A 20112-nucleotide genomic window follows, 5' to 3' on the forward strand; every position below is an offset into this window, starting at 1 on the left:
ATGATTCTGAATCAATAAAGAAACAAACCAATATGTTAAAAAACCATATAAGAGTAGCGTGGAGAACACTTTTGAAACACAAAAGCTTGTTTACAATTAATATTTTAGGTCTAGCTATAGGAATTGCTACCGCCCTTATTATATTCCTTTTTGTAGTAGACGAATTAAGTTATGATCGCTACCATAAAAAAGCAGATCAGATTGTTAGAGTTGTACTAAAAGGCAAGATGAATGGTGAATTAATAAAAGAAGCCGTTACCCCCGGTCCTGTTGCATACACATTACAAGAAGAGTTTCCAGAGGTTTTACAGGCAACTCGTATTAAATCAAACGGAACCCCGCAAATTACCTATAAAAATAACACATTTAGAGATCAAAAATTTGCATATGTAGATCCTAATTTTTTTCAGGTATTTACATTACCACTCATTAAAGGTGATCCTGCTACAGCACTACTAGAACCTAATACTATTGTTATTACTCAAAAATTAGCATCAAAGTATTTTGGAAATGAAAACCCTCTGGGAAAAATAGTAGATTTTAAAGAATGGAATCAACGCTATAAGGTCACAGGAGTAATTAACGAGATTCCTGAAAATTCTCACTTTCATTTTGATGCTTTTGGATCTATGAAGGGATTTGCAGATGCAAAAGAACTTAAATGGATAGAATCTGGTTATCATAGTTATCTTCTTCTTGATAAACGTGTGGATTATAGAAATGTAGAAGAGAAATTACCAAAAATCGTTCATAAATATATGGGACCCCAGATAAAAAAATCTATGGGGATGACTTTTGAAGAGTTTCATGGAAAAGGGAATGATATAGGATTATTTCTACAACCTTTGACCGATATTCATCTTCATTCTGATTTTGCAGATGCTACCAATCTCAATCCTGGGGGTGACATCCAAACAGTATATATTTTTGGTGCTATAGCGATATTTATATTAATAATAGGGTGTATAAATTTTATGAACCTTTCTACCGCTGCAGCATCAAAAAGAGCTAAAGAAGTAGGGGTAAAAAAAGTACTTGGATCACCAAAAATCCAATTAATTAAACAGTTTCTGATAGAATCTTTTATTGCAACGATGATTGCTATGGTATTGGCATTAATTCTAGTTGTGATTTCGTTACCGTTATTTAATGACCTATCTGAAAAAACATTAGAAGTGACTTATATTCTTCACCCTAAGGTTTTGATGTACTTGCTGCTATTAGGAATTAGTATTAGTTTTCTGGCAGGAAGTTATCCGGCTTTTTTCCTCTCTTCATTTACCCCAATAGCTGCACTGAAAAACAAATTCACCAATACGGGTAATAGTAAAGGATTAAGAAGCGGGTTGGTCATTTTTCAGTTTACGATATCGGTAGGCCTTATCCTGGCAACCATAGTAGTAGATCAGCAAATGTCTTTCATTCAAAATAAAGATGTTGGTTATGAAAAAGACCAAATGCTAGTATTAAGAGATTCATGGATATTAGGAGATAACGAAAAAGTCTTTAAGGAACAATTATTTAAAGACTCCAGAGTATCTAATATTACAATGTCTGGCCATATCCCTGCGGGACCTTCTTATAATCATATGTCTAGTATTTATCCAGGTCAGGATTCTGATGCAGTTAGAAGAACTGTAGTGTATAATATTGATGAACACTATATTCCAACTATGGGAATGCAGTTAATTACTGGAAGAAATTTTGAGAAAGAAGAAGGATCAGAGACCACAAATTTGATTATTAACGAAACGGCTGCCAGGATTTTGGGCTTCACCAATAATGCAGTTGGTCAGGCGGTAACAATGTCTATAGATAATGAAGGAGGTACAAGACTGTATTCGGTGATCGGAGTGGTAAAAGATTTTCATTTTAAATCATTACACCAAGCTATAGATCCTCTTATTATGATTAATGAACCGAGTTCGGGGCTTATTGTAAGAGCAAAAACTTCAGATATGAAAGGATTGATCGCCAGTGCAGAAAATATATGGAATGGTTTTAAAGTAAATGAACCTTTTAATTATGGTTTACTTGATGAATTATACAATCAAACGTATCTAAAAGAACAAAAAATGGGAACTATTCTTAGAGTATTTGCTTTGCTCACCATTTTTGTGGCATGCCTGGGGTTATTTGGTCTAGTAACTTTTACAGCAGAACAACGATTTAAGGAAATAGGAATTCGTAAAGTATTAGGATCTACCATACCTCAAATTATTATGATGCTCTCAGTTGATTTTATGAAACTGGTATGTATTTCTTTTTTAGTAGCATTTCCTCTTGGGTTTTATGTCATGAATACATGGCTTCAGGATTTTGCTTACCGCATACAAATACAGTGGTGGATATTTGTTCTGGCAGGTTGTATAACACTATTAATTGCATTTATGACTATAGGTTGGAAAAGTTTCAGAGCAGCATCAATGAATCCTATTAAAAGTTTAAGAACTGAATAAACAAAAGTTATGTTTAAAAATTATATCAAAATAGCATGGAGAAATGCTATTCGACAAAAACAATTTACTATTCTTAATATATTGGGATTAAGTATAGGAATAGGTACATGTTTTATCATTGGATTATATATTCATAGTGAAATGACCTATGATACTTTTCATGATAATGCAGATCGTATTTATAGAGTTAATCAGCCTAATATTTGGGACGATTGGAATGAGATATCTTCTGCTACAGGCCCCAATGTGGCTATCGCATTACGAGAGGATGCTCCAGAGTTTGAAGAAGTAACAAGACTCTTAAGGACGGGTACACAGATAGTACGATCCAAACATAATGAAGAAGCAAGTTTATATAGTGAAGAACAATACTTTGCTGCCGAAGAAAACTTTTTTAACATATTTTCTTTTAAGTTTTTACAAGGCGATTCTAACACATCGCTTAGTGAACCTATGAGTATGGTCATGACAAAAAAAACAGCAGAACGTTATTTTGGCACAGAAAATCCAATAGGAAAAACAGTAGAAGTAAAAGATTATGATAACTCCTGGAAAACCTATACCGTAAAAGGAGTACTTGCTGATGTTCCTTATAAATCACATATTCAATTTGATATGTTGGTGTCTTTAAAAAGTCATTCTGAAATGATGCAAAGAAACGGTTGGAAATGGATTTGGACAGCATTTTCGACTTATGGATTGGTGAAAGAAGGGACTGATATAGCTGCGTTTTCCGAAAAAATTCAGGCCATACCACCAAAATGGGCGCCGCCTACAACAGAACGTATTTTTAATCAAACGTTTAAAGAATTTACTGCGGGGCATGACTGGACATTATACCTACAACCTCTTAGAGAAATATACTTATCTGATGCTCCCGGTATTCATTCCTTTGGACCAACAGGAAACCCAATGTTTGTCAAAATATTTGGAGCCATAGGTATCCTTGTACTCATATTATCTAGTATCAATTTCATGAACCTCTCCACAGCAAGATCATCAAAGAGAGCAAAAGAAATAGGAGTGAGAAAAGTTTTAGGATCCAAACGAAATGCACTAATCAAACAGTTTGTTTTAGAATCTACCCTCTTCGTTTTAATAGGTACTGTTTTTGCATTGATATTCGTACAACTTTCTTTGGGTGTATTTAACACTATAGCAGATGTGCAACTAGAATTGATTCCGTATTTAGGGAACCCAATATTTCTGGCAATTGTACTATTGTTTATATTAGGATTGGGATTAATTTCAGGAAGTTATCCTGCGTTTTACCTTTCGATGTTTCAGCCTATAGAAACCCTTAAGGGAAAAGTAAGCACAAAATTTAAAGGAAAAGGAATTAGAAATGGATTAGTTGTCTTTCAGTTTACTATTTCTATTGCTCTGGTGATTTGTACTTTATTTGTACAAAAGCAATTGTCATATACTTCTTCTTTAGATTTAGGATTCGAGAAAGATAATATTCTACAAATTCACAATATCGAGCAGATTGGTTTTGATACCGAAGCACTCAAAACAAAGCTTTTATCAAATCCTGCTTTCTCAAAAGTTGGAAAATCATTTGGGCTTCCTCCAAATATATGGTCTGGAGATCGATATAAAACACTGGGAGCTAATGATCAGGTGGTTCAGCTTAGAAATGTAAGAACAGAAGAAGATTATCTCGATGTATTGGGAGTAGAATTTGTTGCCGGTAGAAATTTTGATTCATCAAGACCTAATGATAAATATAAAGTGATATTAAATGAAAAAGCGGTAAAAACTCTGGGGTGGGGTAATAGCGAAACCTATACTACAGATTCTCCTATAGGAAAAATAGTGGCTTTAGCCTCTGGAAGCGAAGATCAATTTGAAGTCATGGGCGTGGTTAAAGATTTTAATATTAATAGTCTACAACAAGAAATAGCACCACTGGTTATTATTCATCAACAAAATGATAAAGTTTGGGATTATGGGGCTGGATTATCGTATTATTCGATAAAACTTAATCCTGCAGTGGTTAAAAACCCTAATGATCTTCAGGTGTTGATTGATGGAGTTAAAGATGATATTGCACAGATAGATCCTTCGGTACCATTCGAATATAGTTTTATGGATCAGGATTTTGAAAACACTTTTGTATCAGAACAAAGAATGGGAGTGATACTTAGTATATTTACTATTATGGCATTACTTATAGCATGTCTTGGATTATTTGGTTTGGCTGCTTTTACAGCAGAGCAACGTATCAAAGAATTAAGTATTAGAAAGGTATTAGGTGCCAAGGTATCAGAATTAGCTTTTTTATTCTCTTCAGAATTTACAAAACTGGTTCTTATTTCTATCATCCTTGCCTCACCTATCGCATACTTTTTGGTAGATGAGTGGCTCAAAGATTTTGCATACAGAACCCCAATAGATAGCTGGGTGTTTATAGTGGCAGCGATAAGCGCATTTGTAATTACATTGGCAACAGTAAGTTTTCAAACCATTAAGGCGGCATCGACAAACCCCGCGAAAAACTTAAGAGCAGAATAAAATTATTTCAAACCTCACAGGTCTTAGAGACCTGTGAGGTTTAAAGTAAAATCTATTTTAAAAATTAACAATTAAAAAAATAAAATATGTTATTACAACTAAAAAATATATCCAAATGGGTAAACTCAGGAGGGCAGAAGGTATTTTTACTAAAAGACATTAATTTTTGGGTAAATGAAGGAGATTTTATATCAATAATGGGACCCTCTGGTTCAGGGAAATCTACTTTACTTAATATCATTGGGATGTTGGATGATTTTAATGAAGGAGAATATGCGTTCCTGGAAGAAAAAGTACATTCACTAAGAGAAAAACACCGCGCGAATTTGTATAAACAATATATAGGATTTGTATTTCAGGCATATCATTTGATCGATGAATTAACGGTGAAAGAAAACCTGGAGATGCCATTATTGTATAAAAAGCATAATTCATCAGAACGTAAATCTTTGGTAGCCGATATGCTGGATCGTTTTAATATTGTGGGTAAAAAAGATCTTTTTCCTTCTCAGTTAAGTGGAGGACAACAACAATTGGTGGGTGTTGCCAGAGCACTTATTGCCAGTCCCAAACTGATCCTTGCAGATGAACCTACCGGGAATCTTAATTCTAAACAAGGAGAAGAAATCATGGAAATTTTCACACAATTAAATAAAGAAGGAGTAACTATTATACAAGTAACCCATTCTAAAAAGAATATGTCATATGGCTCTCGAGTGATCAACTTATTAGACGGTAAGATCGAGTAAGTATTTTGTTTTGATCAGACCTCACAGGTCTCTAAGACCTGTGAGGTCTGGAGTTTATAACAAGTCAAGTCCCGAAAGACTAGAATAACATGTAATCTTATTATTTTTGCCCTGCCTCTGTATCGGTATCAGGAGCAACTGTAAATTGTTTTATAGCAGAATTTGGTTCTATGATGTTGTATCCTTTCCAGAATTCTGGATTGTATCTGGATAAGTATTGTGGTTTAATACCCTTGTTTTCGGTGCTAGCCTTGTAATCAGCTTCAGACAGTTGTTTCGAATCAAAAACAACAATCTCAAACTTACTTGTATTGGTCATAATAACATCCAGGGCTAACGATAATTCATTTTGCTTACGTCTTCCTTTAACAAACTTATTTTTCTCAATTACTTTTAGAGAGCGATCAAAACCAAAGAGATTTCCTCTACGCATTTCGAGATATTTAAGATCATATGTATTGTTTTGTCCTTTAGAAAAAATCACTTTGTTGCGATACAGGTTATCTCGAAACATAACACCCAGAAGTTTAAAGCTTTTAAGGTTTTTTACATTCTCATAGTCTGCTCTAATAATCGCAAAATCTTCAGTATTAACATATAATGTACCTTTAAAATCCCCTCTCCATTTAGGAGAAAAATTAATAATATACACACTATTATCATCGATATATGTATAATCGATAAGTTCGAAATTATACCTTCCAGATTTATTCAAAAAATTAGACATCACATCTTTGTTAAAGAAAAGACTAGACATTAAACTTTCTAATCCGGATTTTCGGTGTTTTAAAAATTCACTCTTGTCGTCTTTTTTCTTTTGATTATCAATTTCATCCTTTACAATTGATGCTTCTTCTCTACTTTCTATTAGAGAATCTACCTGTACCTTGGTACCAAACAGGCCGGATTTTATTTTTAAGTAAGAATTGGGTTTTACATTTTTCTTAAATATAGCTTCCATACGTTCAGCTACAGCCTCCATAGACACTCTATTATTTTTGTCATAGAGTTCTGCTGCTTTAATGATATGAAGTTTCCGCTTATCAAAATCACCATATAGGTCACATAAAATTTCTGTATAATATTCTGCTTTTTTAGGTAAAACACCCGTCACACTATCAATCAATTTTTTGTTGAGCTCTTTGATTGTTGATTTTTTAAATTTGACGTCGAATTTTTTTACAGTATTAAACTCAGATTCTCTAAAAAATAACCGTCTTTTGGATAACCCAAAATTATAATTTTGGGCTACTCGTTCTTTAACGTTATCAATAATCTCATCTACGGTTAGATTTTTGTTTGAAATAAAAACCCCTTTTAGTTCTATAGCTTTGGGCTGGATGTAAATAATACTATCGGTTACATTTTTTACCGAGACGCCTACTTTTTCATATCCCATAGAGGAAATGTAGATAGAGTCAATTTTGGCAAGATCCCCATTTAGGTTTAAGCTAAACCTTCCTTCTTCGTTAGTAATAACCCCTTGTTCTTCTGATAACTGTATAGTGGCGTAAGGGATAGGTTTATTAGTTTTTTTATCTACCACCTTAGAAGTAATGGTTTGACCAGTTACCATAGTACTTATGGATAAGCATAAAAATAAAACTAATATTACCTGGTTATGATTCATAATTTGATATTTAGATCAATAAAGTTCCTATATATTAAGACGCAATACAAATGTATAAAGTTGCCCGATACAATCACAAAAGGAAGACTGAAACAAGAACTAATTGTTACAAATGAATGTACAAATAAAAAAAATCACAATCAAGATACTAGTATCTTGATTGTGATTTTTTAAGTATAGAAATATATCGCTAATAGCAATATTGGTTAGTTATATTGTTCTAAAAATGCTTGTATAGTATTGATCTTATGATTCAATCTTTGACTCAGAATACGATATTTCTTAAAAAATACTAAATATTATTTGTATAATTTACGGTTTTACCGTAATTTTATGGTGTCAAAATTGTAAGTTTAAAAGAAGAAGGCTTTAAGTAAACACAAAAATGATGCGGTTTTATACTGTGTCATTTTTTTATTTTTACATCAGAATTGGTATAAGAAGATATATGGAAAGCAAAAAAGAGAATTCAATCATGAGAACTTGTAATCCATATAATTATCATATCTAAAAAAATCACGATCAAGACAGCGCTTCTCAATCGTGATTTTAAATGAGCAGATATATAAAGATTATTCTTCTTCTATCGGCTTTAAGTTATCTCCAGAATTTCTATCGATTAATTTATTATAAGGATCAATACCTGCTTTTATCGGTTTTTTATCGGTAACAATAGTAAACGTGTTTTCACCGGGTTGCAACCATTTCCGTTCGAGGTAATATGGGGTTTTAAGCGGCACTTCCTGATCATCAATACTATCTTCACCAAATAATCCAACCTCTATATAATTGGCAGTGTCACCAATGCGTTCTTCTTTACCCGTATCACTATAGTACATCTTTTTTGAAGCTACAGTAAAAGTGGTTTCATACCGGCCATTATCCAAAGCTTTGGTTTTAGCACTAGTAACGCGATTTTCATAGAGTACGATTTTGGTAAATCCATCTTCTACAGCATATTTTAAGGAATCTGGAGCTATTTTATAAATAGCGTCATATAGATCCTCTGAGGTAGGATATACTCCTTTTTTATACTCTCTATATTCATTAAGAAAACCTTTAAGAGCTTTATTCACTTTATCTTCGCCAAGAAGATCCTGAAGCTCATACATCACCATTGATCCTTTTTCATACCAGATATGTGGTCCTGTTTCTACATTCATTAAAGAACGTTCTGGCTTAAAGCTAAACGCTCTACTTTGTAAATACCGATCTAAGGAGTATTTAAGGAAGTTTTTAATTCCATTTTCACCATATTCATGTTTCATGGTCATAAGGGAAGAATATTCTGCTAGCGTTTCAGAAATTATATTGGCACCAGATGTTTTACTTGGTGCAACAAGGTGCCCCCACCACTGGTGTGCTACCTCGTGAGTAGTAACTCTAAATGCATAGTTAAAATCTTCGGCCTTATCAAAATTAGCAGCAAACCCAAAATCTTCAGAATAGGGGATGGTAGTTACAAAAGACTGTGCAAATTTTGAATGGGCAGGAAATTCTACAATCCTGATTACCGAGTTAGGATACTCATAGAAATTGGTTGAGCAATAATCTAGAGCTACTTTAACTCCTTTGATAAAATGCTCTAGATTGCGCTTGTGTTTTGGTGAATGGTAGATCTCAATATCCACTTTTTTTCCACTAGGTGCAGTCCAACTGGATTTTTCTACATCATATCGTGCAGATACGACATTAAAAAATAAATCAGTTTTTGATTCTAAGGTGTAGTGATAGTATGATCTGTCGTTTTCTTGCCATTGTTTTATCAATTTACCAGGAGCCAGGGCAGTCTGATCTGTAGATGTGCTAAGTATAGCTTCAAAATTAATATAATCAGCATCCTCATTAAACAGATTTTTCTTTAGTGCCAGACTATCTGTTCGGCGAGGGAGTAGATAATCGAGTTTTTCTAGTCCATGTTTTACACGCACTCCATTGTCCATAAGACTTCGCTCATAATGAAACCTCGGGAATATAAAATGATTAAGAAAGGATCCATTATATAATACTTCGGTCTCCATTTGATTGGCAAAACCTTTAGTTTCTGAAAATACTTCAATCGTAAGATTAGCTTTCTCATCGGGTTGCATTGCCTTAGGGAGTTTATAAAAATACATCCTGTATACAGAATCTGTTACCACTGGCGAGAGCGTAGTACCATTATAAATCACTTTTTGTAGACTGGTATGTGCCCCCGAATATTGAACCTCGAGTAATAAGGTGTCTATAGGGGTATCATAATTATTAATGATTTTAAAGTCTCCTTTGGCTTTTATATTACGATCTTCAGGAAAAATATCGATATAGGCTTTTAGATCGGTTACCTGTGGGTGAGCCTGCCCTATATACTTCGCATATTTTTTTTCGGCATTTGCATTTATCTTTTCTGAGTGGTTCCCGTCAATCATCGTATTAAGAACCTTAAGGTTATAATAATTATACCCGGCAACAGAAATAAATGCTAATACCGTAACGACAAATACTCCAATGGTTTTGGGAGTGAATCTTTGTTTTGCGAGTGATAATCGCTCTTTGGTCGTAGCAAAGAATCCACGAGTCCAGAATATTTTTCCTATGATCATTAAGATAGCTGTACATAGAATCCAGTACATGTTTAACCAGGTAATTCCTGTAAGATAATGACCAAAACCATTAAGGTCACTTAAAAAAATTGGTGTCGTGCCAGTAAACATATACATGGGGTTGGTACTTTTAAAAGCAAGTGCTACCAAAAGAGGTAATCCAAAATAAATGATAATGACTATAAAATGCCCCAAGAACTTATTATTCACTAGTACATGAACAAAGAAAGAAAGTAAGATAGTTGTTAAAAAACCAGGGAGCACCAGGGCAAAATTATAAATGAAATACATACCCAGATCATATTGGAAATATCCATTAAAGGTTTGGAATAAAATACCAATAATAATGTTTGCTATTGTAAGGACAAGAGCTATCCCAATAAGTGATATTATTTTTGAAAAATATAAGCTGGAATCACTAATAGGTAGGGCATCATAAAAAACAAAGGTTTTATTTTTTCTTGTTCTATGAACAGCCTCTCCCGAATAAATGACTAATATAATTATCGAAAAGAATGAAATCACCCCATTGATATACATTACAATATATCGGGTTAACGGTAAATTTGGAGTCCCGTAAGTTTCATTAAGATTATAAATACTGAATACAGAAAAGATAACTCCTATAATCAACAAAATAATAAAAACAGGGCTTTTAAAAATAGATAGGAATTCAATTTTACTAAGAGATAAAAGGTTGTTCCACTCTGTTTTTTTGGTAAAATTTTGTGTTACAGAAGTGCTTAGTGAAGGTGTATACTCACCGTTTTCTATTTTATTTCCTTTTTTACCAGAAAGTAAGAATTTTTTATAATCAAACCTGAAAAGAGTAATAAGAAAGAATATCAATCCTATAGCTAACCAGAACATTCTATTCAATAAAAATTCACCGTATATAGGAAGTTGATTGGTATTCAATTCATTAATCGACCAGTATTTTTTGACAAAAGTAAAGGCTCTATTTCCAAAAGGATCAAGATAAGGTGTTAACCATTGGTTGTCGAGGCTGGATACAAAATCTCCCGAAATGCTATATAACAAAAACAAGCAAATTCCGCCTAGATAGATAATAGGCATTTTCTTAAAAAAGGCCATTAGGCAGAAGAATAAGGATCCTATTAAAAGTGCATTGATTTGTAATAAAAATATAAAAGGTAACAGATAAGACGATAGATTAAAGCTAGTATACGTACCATAATCAGGGCGATCTAAAAATATACCAATACCAAATCCGATTATCGCTCCTAATATGATAAAGATATTGAGTAAGGTAACAATAGTATAACTACCCAAAAACCGACCTAATACATATGATTTTTGAGTAATCGGAAATGTAAAATAAGTTTGTGCTGTTTTATGATCCTTATCTCTGAAAATAGGAACTCCCATGATTGCTGCGTAAAAGAAAATGCAGATTACAGATATGGGCCCAACAACCCCTGCTATGGTATTAGGACTGTTTACAAATTGAGCTGTTACCGATTTTTCAAAAACCGACATTAAAACAGCTATCATAAATCCAAGAGCTATATAAATCCAGGTGGCAGGCCGTTTTAAACGGTATCTTAGTTCGAATAAGAATATTTCTATCATAATGCTGCCTCCTCTTCTTTTCTGTTAATACAGTAGAAATAGAAATCTTCTAAATCATTATTTACCGCTTCAAACCCTTCTCCTGGATTAGTATCACTATACACATTTATATAAAATTCTCCTCCTCTTAAGTAATTAGACAGTACCGTAAATTCGTTTTCAAAAGCTTCTAATTCAGATTTATCAATATGTTTTCTGTATACTTTTCTGTTTAGAGTATTAGACAATGTTTGTGGATTGCCCTGTACCAGTATTTTACCTTCATTAAACACAGCCATGTTTTGGCATAGATTGGTCACATCATCTACAATATGCGTACTCAAAATAACAACCGCATTCTCACCTAACTCGCTTAATAGGTTATGAAAACGGTTACGCTCCAGAGGATCCAGTCCTGCTGTAGGCTCATCAACAATAATTAGTTTAGGATTTCCTAATAGTGCTTGAGCAATACCAAAACGTTGTCTCATTCCACCCGAAAAATCACCAAGATTGCGATTCCTAAACTTATATAAATTTACTTTATTCAGTAAATCTGCAACATAACCTTTACGTTCCTGGCTGTTGGTAATCCCTTTTACTTTTGCAATATGATTAAGCATCATCTCTGCAGAGACCTTTGGGTATACTCCAAAATCCTGAGGCAGATATCCTAATACTTTTCTTAGTTCTCCCGGTTGTTTAAAAACATCAATCCCATCAAATTCAATCGTTCCCGAATCTGCTAATTGTAGTGTGGCAATGGTTCTCATCAATGTTGATTTACCGGCACCATTGGGTCCTAATAGACCAAACATTCCTTTTTCCAAAGTAAGGTTAACATCATTTAATGCTTGTGTTCCGTTGGGATACGTTTTATTAAGATTCTTTATGGTAAGCATATTTATATATTTGCTAGTTAAATTTTTAAACTCTTTCTACGCCGCCCCTATTAGTTGCAAATTTATCATTTTACTACTTAATTACTTTACAGCTCCTTTATTAAGAGGTTATGATTATTCTGCTTACAAATAAAGAACAAAAGTTAGGATGAATTCATTTCAATATTAGTAATCTTTGTTAAGATTTTGTTACATGATTTGATATATTTTTAAGTAAAATTACCTTTAGTACCTAATTATTAATGATCAATAAGTAATAGATATATCAGTATCTTTACAGGATTAAATTTTACAGTTAAGAATGCAACAAATTCGCAGAAACAGAAGACTAAGAACAAATGATGCTATTCGTTCTTTGGTAAGAGAAAACACAATTACACCTCATGATTTTTTGGTTCCCCTTTTTATCGTGGAAGGAAAAGGTATAAAAGAAGAAATCTCTTCTATGCCTAATTATTATAGGTATAGCTTAGATTTGTTGGGTAACGAAGTTAAAGAGCTATGGTCTTTGGGTTTGAAATCGGTACTACTTTTTGTAAAAGTACCTGATCATCTTAAAGATAATAAGGGTACAGAGGCATTAAATCCAGATGGATTAATGCAACGAGCGATCAAGACCGTTAAAGATGCCGTTCCCGAAATGTTAGTGATGACCGATGTAGCCTTGGACCCATATTCTTCATATGGTCATGATGGTATTGTAGAAAATGGGCAAATCATTAATGATGAAACCTGCAACATTTTGGCAGAAATGTCATTATCACATGCACAGGCAGGAGCAGATTTTGTAGCGCCAAGTGATATGATGGATGGGCGAATCTTAAGTATGAGGAAACTTCTTGAAAAAGAAAACTATAAAAATACAGGTATTATGAGTTATAGTGCCAAGTATGCTTCTGCTTTTTATGGACCTTTTAGAGATGCCTTGGATTCTGCACCAGGATTTGGAGATAAAAAGACGTATCAAATGGATTTTGCCAATCGTGATGAAGCGATCAAAGAAACACTTATGGATATCGAAGAAGGTGCAGATATCGTGATAGTAAAACCTGGATTATGCTACCTTGATCTGGTAAGAGATATCAGAGATGTTGTAGATGTACCTGTAGCAGTATACCAAGTGAGTGGTGAGTATGCTATGCTAAAAGCTGCTGCAGAAAAAGGATGGCTGGATCATGATGCTGTAATGCTAGAACAAATCATGGCATTTAAAAGAGCAGGAGCGCAAATTATTGCTAGTTATTTTGCTAAAGATGTAGTGAAACTTTTAGGGTAATCTTTAAATCCAATAATAAATATCTTTTAGATGAAGTAAATTATTAGTATTATATAAGGGTATAATTGAACAGTCGAATTCAAAAAATCATGAGTTATGGTAAGCAGAGATAGGATATATCAGACGTTTGGAGAGTTACTTTATGTAATTGCAATGAGTGACGGGTTGATACAAAAGAAAGAAGTTGAAACCCTCGAAGATATTTTGAAAGGACATCCTAAAGCAAAGGAAATCAAATGGTCTTTTGATTATGAGAACGAAAATCAAAACGACGTCGAAACCTTATATAAAAAGATTATCGAAGTGTTTTCTGATAATGGCCCCGATCAAGAATATGATTTTATGATGTATGCATTAGCCAAAATTGCAGATGCCAGTGAGGGAATGAATACAAGTGAAGAGAAAATGATTACCAATTTCTCTAGAGATTTATTAGAACGTTTTAAAAGCGATATCGAGAAAATTCAAGAAAAATATAAGTAGCCTTTAGTCAGAAAAGAGACAATTTTTCTGACCAGAGACAAGTAACACGATTTATTATTTATATGCAAAAAATAGCCCTATTATGTATGGCGATAGCTTTATTTTGTGTAAGCTGTCAATCTGAAAAAAAAGAAAATTCAACTGTTACAATAGGAACAAAAGAACAAAAACTCTCCCCGTATGATCTGGGAAAGAAAGTATTTCATGGTAAAGGAAAATGCTATACTTGTCACAAGATTGATAAAAAATCTATTGGCCCAGGTGTTATCGAGATTGTAAAGGTTTACAAGGATCAAAATAAGGATCTGATGTCATTTTTAAAGCAAGAAGCAGACCCTATAGTAAACCCGGAGACCTTTGCTGTAATGAAAACCAATTTTGCGATTATCAAAACATTTACAGAAGAAGAGCTTAAAGCCGTAGAAGTATATATGACAGAAGTAAATGCTAATACAACAAAATGATATATAAACTTTTAGTATTTGTTTTTTTGATTTCGGGTACCGTTATAGCTCAGCAGGGCACTCCAAAAAGTGCCTTTCTTGAAAAGTGGAAAAACTCTAAGGACTATCTTTTAAAAATTGCTGAGCAGATGCCAGAAGATAAATTTGAGTTTAAACCTACCGAACGGGAAATGAGTTTTAAAGAACAATTATTTCACATTCGTGGCAATATGCTTTGGTTAGGGACTACGTATTTTTCTTCAGAAGAATTTGATCGAGAAAAATTAAAAGAAAACCTTCCTGAAACCAAAACTGAAATCATTACTTTACTTACTAAGGCATTTGATAAAGTATATACTTACATTCAGGAAACCGATAAAGATGATCTGAAGTTTGAGGTTGATTTTTTTGCAGGCCGAAAATCAAAGCTGCAAATTCTTAACCTATTACAAGACCATGTTACTCATCACCGAGGGCAGCTCATTGTTTATCTTAATCTAAATGATATCGAACCACCACGTTATGTGGGGTGGTAGTCATTTGACACTATGTCTACATCAAAATCTATATTGCATAAGTGTCTTTTTAGATTCCTGTTAATATTTTGGTGTATAAGCAATATTTATGTAGTAGTTTTAACCCGTTGTGCATTTGACCTTTTTTAATTCGAAATTCGTCAGTTCGATTTCGACCAAAGGAAGAAGTGTATCGAGAATAGAATTTTGAATCGAAAAAGCTATTCTCGATAGCTCTGCTGAGCTTGTCGAAGTACAATTTTTTTATGTTATTATTTTCTAAAAACACAACAGGATAGTTTTAATTTAAAAATACATTTCAAATTCCGTACTTTAGTACCATACTTAAACCACAATGACTCTATTAATCATTTACGCCGTACTTTCTATTTTCTTTTCGTTTTTATGTTCGATACTAGAAGCGGTTTTGCTTAGTGTAACCCCAACTTTTATCAATGTCAAGAAAAAAGAGGGCAAAGCATATGCTAACACATTAGAAAATTTAAAAAAAGATGTAGATCAACCGCTGATTGCAATCTTAACTCTAAACACAATTGCCCATACTGTGGGGGCTATTCTGGTTGGAGTGCAAGCAGAGCAACTACCTTATAAGTTTGAAATCCTTGGTGTTAATATGGTAGGGATTGTATCTACAATCATGACACTGTTAATTCTAGTATTGTCAGAGATTATTCCTAAAACAATTGGAGCAACATTCTGGAAGCAATTGGCAAATTTCACATCCAAATCACTTGTGATTTTGATAGCACCATTAAAGTACACAGGTATTCTATGGGTATTACGTCTTACTACTAAACTTATTGGTGGTAAAGGACATCATGGGTCAGTGTTAAGTAGAGAAGACTTTACAGCAATGACAGATATTGCTCATGAAGAAGGTGTTTTTGAAGAATCTGAATCCAAAGTGATTAAAAACCTATTAAACTTTAAAGAAATTTTAGCCAAAGATATTATGACACCCAGAAGTGTGTTAAAAATAGCTCCCGAAGATCAAAATATCGCTGAGTTTTTTAAGGCTAATAAAATGTTACGATTCTCCAGAATACCAGTATATAAAGATAATCCGGATCATATTAGTGGTTATGTGCTTAAGGATGAGGTTTATAAGGGAATGGCAGAAGACAATCATGATATGATACTTGCAGACCTTAAACGACAATTGTTTGTAGTAGATCGAAATCTAGCTGTACCAAACCTATTCGAAAAATTCGTAGAGCAACGAGAACATATTGCTCTGGTAGTAGACGAATATGGGTCGGTAAGTGGTCTGGTTACTATGGAAGATGTAATTGAAACACTATTAGGGTTAGAAATTGTAGATGAAAGTGATACCGATGCTAATATGCAAGATCTGGCACGTAAAAATTGGGAAAATCGTGCAAGACGACTTGGGATTTTAGACGATAAAAAAGAAGAATGATCGATGAGGTTTATATAGAAACCCCATTAGGTATTGCAACGATATCAGGAGATAAAGATGGAATTGCGAGTGTTTCTGTTACCAAAGAGTCAGACAATCTACCTTCTAAAGATATTCCTTTACATTTACAAAAGGCAGTCTCACAGCTCAAAGAATATTTTGAAGGCCAACGTATAGATTTTGAGCTCACTTTGAATCCTTCTGGTACTGATTTTCAGAAAAAAGTTTGGGCCGAATTGCTCAAAATTCCTTTTGGCAAAACCGTATCCTACCTTGATATAGCCAAAAGATTGGGAGATCCAAAAACAATACGAGCCGCAGCAAGTGCCAATGGTAAAAACCCATTATGGATTATAGTCCCTTGCCATCGGGTTATTGGCAGTGATGGATCACTTACCGGATATGCTGGTGGATTATGGAGAAAAAAATGGTTGCTTGACCACGAAAGCCCTGTAAAGCAACAGTCTCTATTTTAAACTTTAGAATATAAATAATAATAATTTGCCTTTTATGAAAACTTCATTCTATATCATGAGCTGTATGCTCATTCTAATTTCTGTAGAATTGTCTGGACAAGAGTCTTTGGATAGAGAATTAAAGCAAGTAATCAATTATAATATCAAGTCAATAGATTCTTTATTAATAAAAGCAGATAGTTTAAGTAACTCTAAAAATTATGAAGAGGCAGAGAAAGCTTATAGATCCATTTTCGAGCTTGCTCAAAAAAAGCAGCAAAAAAAATTAATACTTGATGCTGGTTTTAAATTAGAGCGATTTCTATCTGAAACAATGGAAAAATATGAAGAATCTAAAGAAGTAATTATTTTTTTAAATGAGTATTGCGATCAGTTAGATGATAAAGACTGTCAAATTAAAAGTATTTTTCGATTAGGAGAACTATATCAAATAAAAGGAGAGTTTATTAAGGCTCTCGAATATTTTAGTGAAGCTGTATTGAGGGCAGAGAATTCAGAGAACAGTTATTTACGTTGGAAAACAAGAACGTTAAGAGGGTTTTTACTAGGAGAGATTGGAGATCAAGATAATGCTAAAAAAGACTTTGAAAAAGCATTAAACTATCTAACAGAAGAAGATTCAGATTCTTATAGGAGCACATCCTACATTAACATTGCATCTTCATTTAGTGATAAAAAGCCTGATTCTATAATTTATTACTCTAAACTTTCTGCAAAATATTGTAACAATAATAAAAGTTCTAGAAACTGTTACATTGCTTATAATAATATAGCATGGTCTTATCTATTAAAAGGCAAACCAAAAAAAGCATTAGAACTTATCAATGCTAATATTGATATTGATAATATGCAGTTTAGTTATCGTGATAATTTGTATGCTGGAGTAATGCATACTATTGGGGCAATAAACTATGAATTAGGTAATTATAAAGAATCACTCGAATATTTTGAGATAGCTAATACATATTTTGAAAAAAAACGAACTATAGTTAATTCGATTATTGTGAAAGAGGATCTTTCTAAAGCATACGAAAAAACAGGTGACTTACGATCAAGCATTAAGGCTCTAAGAGAAATTATACCATTATTTTCTAAGATGGATAGTTTAAAAATTACCCGAGAGATTGCAAGGATTGAAAGCAAAAAAATTCTTAATATTAAAGACGAAAAAATTTCTGACCTTAAGCAAGAAAATGTAAAAATAGAAAAGAAGGTAAACAAAACTAGATGGGTTATTTATTTTTTAGGCCCTTTTCTAATTATAATTATATCTATTCTGTTATATCGAGGGCATAAGAATGCCTTACGATTTCACCGAATTAATGAAGAGCTAAGTTTAAGTAGATTGAAATCCCTTAGATCGATGATGAATCCACACTTCTTATTTAATTCATTTAGTACTTTACAAAATTACATTCTTAAAAAAGATAATCTTAGAGCAAATGAATATATGACAGAGTTGTCAAACCTGATCCGAAATGTTCTATCTAGTTCGGATAGTATTTTTATTAATTTTGAAGAAGAATTACAAATTTTAAAATCGTATATTACGATAGAACAGGAAAGATTTGGTAAGAATTTTGAAATAAAGTATCAAATAGATGATGAATTAATACGAATGAACCCTACCATTCCTTCTATGGTAGTTCAACCTTATATAGAAAATGCATTAATTCATGGATTTTCTCATTCGGATAAAAAAGGAATACTAGTGCTGTCTTTTGAAAAAGAAGAGGATACTTTACTATGTAAAGTGATTGATAATGGGATAGGAAGAGGTGAGGCAGAACGATTACAGAAAAAAGGGAATGATAAAATGCATTTATCTATCGCAACAAGAAATACCAATGAGCGTTTAAGAATTTTAAGTGAAATAATAAATCAGAAAGCAAGTGTTGTTATCCGAGATCTTTTTGAACCTTCAGGTGTATCTAAAGGGACAGAAGTAATAATTACACTTCCATTAATGAAAACCAAAATGAATGAGTAACCTGCTTAAATGCATAATTGTAGATGATGAAATAAAAGATAGAGAGAATATGCGCTTACTTTTAGAATCGTACTGCCCTCAGGTAGAGATTATAGGAGAAGCAAAGGATCGTACTTCTATATTATCTATATTATCCAAAACCAAACCTGATTTGGTTTTTATGGATATTCAATTGGGTGCTATATCTGTATTTGATATTCTTAATGAGTTGGATAGTATTGATTTTAAGATCGTGTTTGTTACTGCATATGATAAGTATGCCATACAAGGATATCAGTACGATGCTATTGATTATTTATTAAAACCGGTAAATCCAAAACGGTTAATTAAAGTAATCAATAAAATATTACTGTTTAACAATCATTCAGGTTCTAAAGAAAAGGTGCTACAAGATTTTAGTGATTTATATACCAAAATGATGGAAACGCCTAAGATATCAATTACTGATGCCAAAGGAGTTCATAGGGTTAAGGCAATAGATATTATTTATTGTGTTAGCGATGGTAATTATACCACTTTCATCCTTAAAGACAATTCAGAGATTATCATTTCCAAAAATTTAAAACATTTTGAAATTAAACTTAAAGACTATAACTTTTTAAGAATACATAAATCTTATCTGATTAATATGGATCATATTGATTTTTTGATAAAAGAACAAGGAGGATCGGTAATTATGAAAAATGGAAAATCTCTTCCGGTTTCTAGAAATTGTAAAAAAACTTTATACGAAAAGATGGACATATTATGAAGTGTAATATAGTTCAGATCGTTCTTTCGTACAATTAATTGAAAAGTAAAACATACGCTATAGTAGTTGTGAAATCTGTTTCTAAAAAAACAACGTCTGATTAACGTAAATCTTGTTACGTTAAACTTACATTAGTAGTTTCTTTCCGAATTACAAATGATTTTTTTGTATTATTTTAACTTAAGTTTAGAAGAGTATAAAAAGTCTCAATTAAAGTGTTTTTTTCATACTGAAATGAAGAAAGATTGTATCAAAAAAAACCTTCCAAAAGTATACGATAGTAGATGTTAAGATTACACAACATCATCAAATGAACTTTATAAGTT

At 32.8% G+C, this 20112-nt stretch carries 14 protein-coding genes; 11 read left to right on the forward strand and 3 right to left on the reverse strand.

The genetic code is table 11. The features are described 5' to 3' along the window. Positions 1 to 32 precede the first annotated feature (32 nt). The 3 genes from ATE84_RS05000 to ATE84_RS05010 all read left to right on the forward strand — a co-directional run bounded on the left by ATE84_RS05000 (position 33) and on the right by ATE84_RS05010 (position 5725). The gene (locus tag ATE84_RS05000) at positions 33 to 2459 is read left to right on the forward strand and encodes an ABC transporter permease (protein WP_101446352.1); all 2427 of its coding nucleotides are present in this window, start codon (positions 33 to 35) and stop codon (positions 2457 to 2459) included. A gap of 9 nt (positions 2460 to 2468) precedes the next feature. Next, positions 2469 to 4976, forward strand: coding sequence for an ABC transporter permease (locus tag ATE84_RS05005; protein ID WP_101446354.1), 2508 nt, complete (start codon positions 2469 to 2471; stop codon positions 4974 to 4976). 86 nt (positions 4977 to 5062) lie between these two features. Continuing rightward, positions 5063 to 5725 (forward strand): ABC transporter ATP-binding protein, encoded by a 663-nt coding sequence (locus ATE84_RS05010; RefSeq protein WP_101446356.1) that lies wholly within the window; start codon positions 5063 to 5065, stop codon positions 5723 to 5725. Between the two features lie 100 nt (positions 5726 to 5825). On the opposite strand, the gene ATE84_RS05015 is transcribed toward ATE84_RS05010, so the two are convergent. The 3 genes from ATE84_RS05015 to ATE84_RS05030 form a co-directional block, all read right to left on the reverse strand. Further along, positions 5826 to 7355, reverse strand: coding sequence for a carboxypeptidase-like regulatory domain-containing protein (locus tag ATE84_RS05015; protein ID WP_101446358.1), 1530 nt, complete (start codon positions 7353 to 7355; stop codon positions 5826 to 5828). Positions 7356 to 7927: 572 nt separating this feature from the next. Then, complete coding sequence (locus ATE84_RS05025; RefSeq protein WP_101446362.1) at positions 7928 to 11530, reverse strand: M1 family aminopeptidase; 3603 nt, start codon at positions 11528 to 11530, stop codon at positions 7928 to 7930. Continuing rightward, positions 11527 to 12411, reverse strand: a complete 885-nt coding sequence (locus ATE84_RS05030; RefSeq protein WP_101446364.1) for an ABC transporter ATP-binding protein — start codon at positions 12409 to 12411, stop codon at positions 11527 to 11529. The genes ATE84_RS05025 and ATE84_RS05030 overlap by 4 nt, the downstream gene beginning before the upstream one ends. 301 nt (positions 12412 to 12712) lie before the next feature. Between ATE84_RS05030 and hemB the strand changes: the two genes are divergently transcribed. The 8 genes from hemB to ATE84_RS05070 all read left to right on the forward strand — a co-directional run bounded on the left by hemB (position 12713) and on the right by ATE84_RS05070 (position 19786). Beyond that, positions 12713 to 13687 carry a porphobilinogen synthase gene (hemB, locus tag ATE84_RS05035; RefSeq protein WP_101446366.1) on the forward strand — a complete coding sequence of 325 codons (975 nt, stop codon included), beginning with the start codon at positions 12713 to 12715 and terminating at the stop codon, positions 13685 to 13687. A 96-nt stretch (positions 13688 to 13783) separates the two neighbouring features. Then, positions 13784 to 14170: a permease gene (locus tag ATE84_RS05040; RefSeq protein ID WP_101446368.1), complete on the forward strand. Its 387-nt coding sequence runs from the start codon at positions 13784 to 13786 to the stop codon at positions 14168 to 14170. 62 nt (positions 14171 to 14232) lie between these two features. Then, positions 14233 to 14634 (forward strand): c-type cytochrome, encoded by a 402-nt coding sequence (locus tag ATE84_RS05045; protein WP_101446370.1) that lies wholly within the window; start codon positions 14233 to 14235, stop codon positions 14632 to 14634. Continuing rightward, positions 14631 to 15149 carry a DinB family protein gene (locus ATE84_RS05050; protein WP_233195747.1) on the forward strand — a complete coding sequence of 173 codons (519 nt, stop codon included), beginning with the start codon at positions 14631 to 14633 and terminating at the stop codon, positions 15147 to 15149. Before ATE84_RS05045 ends, ATE84_RS05050 begins: the two co-directional genes overlap by 4 nt. Positions 15150 to 15483: 334 nt before the next feature. Next, on the forward strand, positions 15484 to 16569 hold the full coding sequence (locus ATE84_RS05055) for a CNNM domain-containing protein (protein WP_101446372.1): 1086 nt from the start codon (positions 15484 to 15486) through the stop codon (positions 16567 to 16569). Next, complete coding sequence (locus ATE84_RS05060; protein WP_101446374.1) at positions 16566 to 17045, forward strand: methylated-DNA--[protein]-cysteine S-methyltransferase; 480 nt, start codon at positions 16566 to 16568, stop codon at positions 17043 to 17045. The genes ATE84_RS05055 and ATE84_RS05060 overlap by 4 nt, the downstream gene beginning before the upstream one ends. Positions 17046 to 17079: 34 nt before the next feature. Further along, positions 17080 to 19035, forward strand: a complete 1956-nt coding sequence (locus ATE84_RS05065; protein WP_101446375.1) for a histidine kinase — start codon at positions 17080 to 17082, stop codon at positions 19033 to 19035. Further along, entirely contained in the window at positions 19028 to 19786 is a 759-nt protein-coding gene (locus tag ATE84_RS05070) for a LytTR family DNA-binding domain-containing protein (RefSeq protein WP_101446377.1), read from the forward strand. The genes ATE84_RS05065 and ATE84_RS05070 overlap by 8 nt, the downstream gene beginning before the upstream one ends. Positions 19787 to 20112 lie beyond the last annotated feature (326 nt).

The organism is Aquimarina sp. MAR_2010_214 (assembly GCF_002846555.1).
Classification (GTDB): domain Bacteria; phylum Bacteroidota; class Bacteroidia; order Flavobacteriales; family Flavobacteriaceae; genus Aquimarina.

What these genes read in the sequence shown, in the direction of transcription:
- ATE84_RS05000 (WP_101446352.1), top strand. Translation starts at nt 33, where the DNA reads ATGTTAAAAAACCATATAAGAGTAGCGTGGAGAACACTTTTGAAACAC.
- ATE84_RS05005 (WP_101446354.1), top strand. Translation starts at nt 2,469, where the DNA reads ATGTTTAAAAATTATATCAAAATAGCATGGAGAAATGCTATTCGACAA.
- ATE84_RS05010 (WP_101446356.1), top strand. Translation starts at nt 5,063, where the DNA reads ATGTTATTACAACTAAAAAATATATCCAAATGGGTAAACTCAGGAGGG.
- ATE84_RS05015 (WP_101446358.1), bottom strand. Translation starts at nt 7,355, where the DNA reads ATGAATCATAACCAGGTAATATTAGTTTTATTTTTATGCTTATCCATA.
- ATE84_RS05025 (WP_101446362.1), bottom strand. Translation starts at nt 11,530, where the DNA reads ATGATAGAAATATTCTTATTCGAACTAAGATACCGTTTAAAACGGCCT.
- ATE84_RS05030 (WP_101446364.1), bottom strand. Translation starts at nt 12,411, where the DNA reads ATGCTTACCATAAAGAATCTTAATAAAACGTATCCCAACGGAACACAA.
- hemB (WP_101446366.1), top strand. Translation starts at nt 12,713, where the DNA reads ATGCAACAAATTCGCAGAAACAGAAGACTAAGAACAAATGATGCTATT.
- ATE84_RS05040 (WP_101446368.1), top strand. Translation starts at nt 13,784, where the DNA reads ATGGTAAGCAGAGATAGGATATATCAGACGTTTGGAGAGTTACTTTAT.
- ATE84_RS05045 (WP_101446370.1), top strand. Translation starts at nt 14,233, where the DNA reads ATGCAAAAAATAGCCCTATTATGTATGGCGATAGCTTTATTTTGTGTA.
- ATE84_RS05050 (WP_233195747.1), top strand. Translation starts at nt 14,631, where the DNA reads ATGATATATAAACTTTTAGTATTTGTTTTTTTGATTTCGGGTACCGTT.
- ATE84_RS05055 (WP_101446372.1), top strand. Translation starts at nt 15,484, where the DNA reads ATGACTCTATTAATCATTTACGCCGTACTTTCTATTTTCTTTTCGTTT.
- ATE84_RS05060 (WP_101446374.1), top strand. Translation starts at nt 16,566, where the DNA reads ATGATCGATGAGGTTTATATAGAAACCCCATTAGGTATTGCAACGATA.
- ATE84_RS05065 (WP_101446375.1), top strand. Translation starts at nt 17,080, where the DNA reads ATGAAAACTTCATTCTATATCATGAGCTGTATGCTCATTCTAATTTCT.
- ATE84_RS05070 (WP_101446377.1), top strand. Translation starts at nt 19,028, where the DNA reads ATGAGTAACCTGCTTAAATGCATAATTGTAGATGATGAAATAAAAGAT.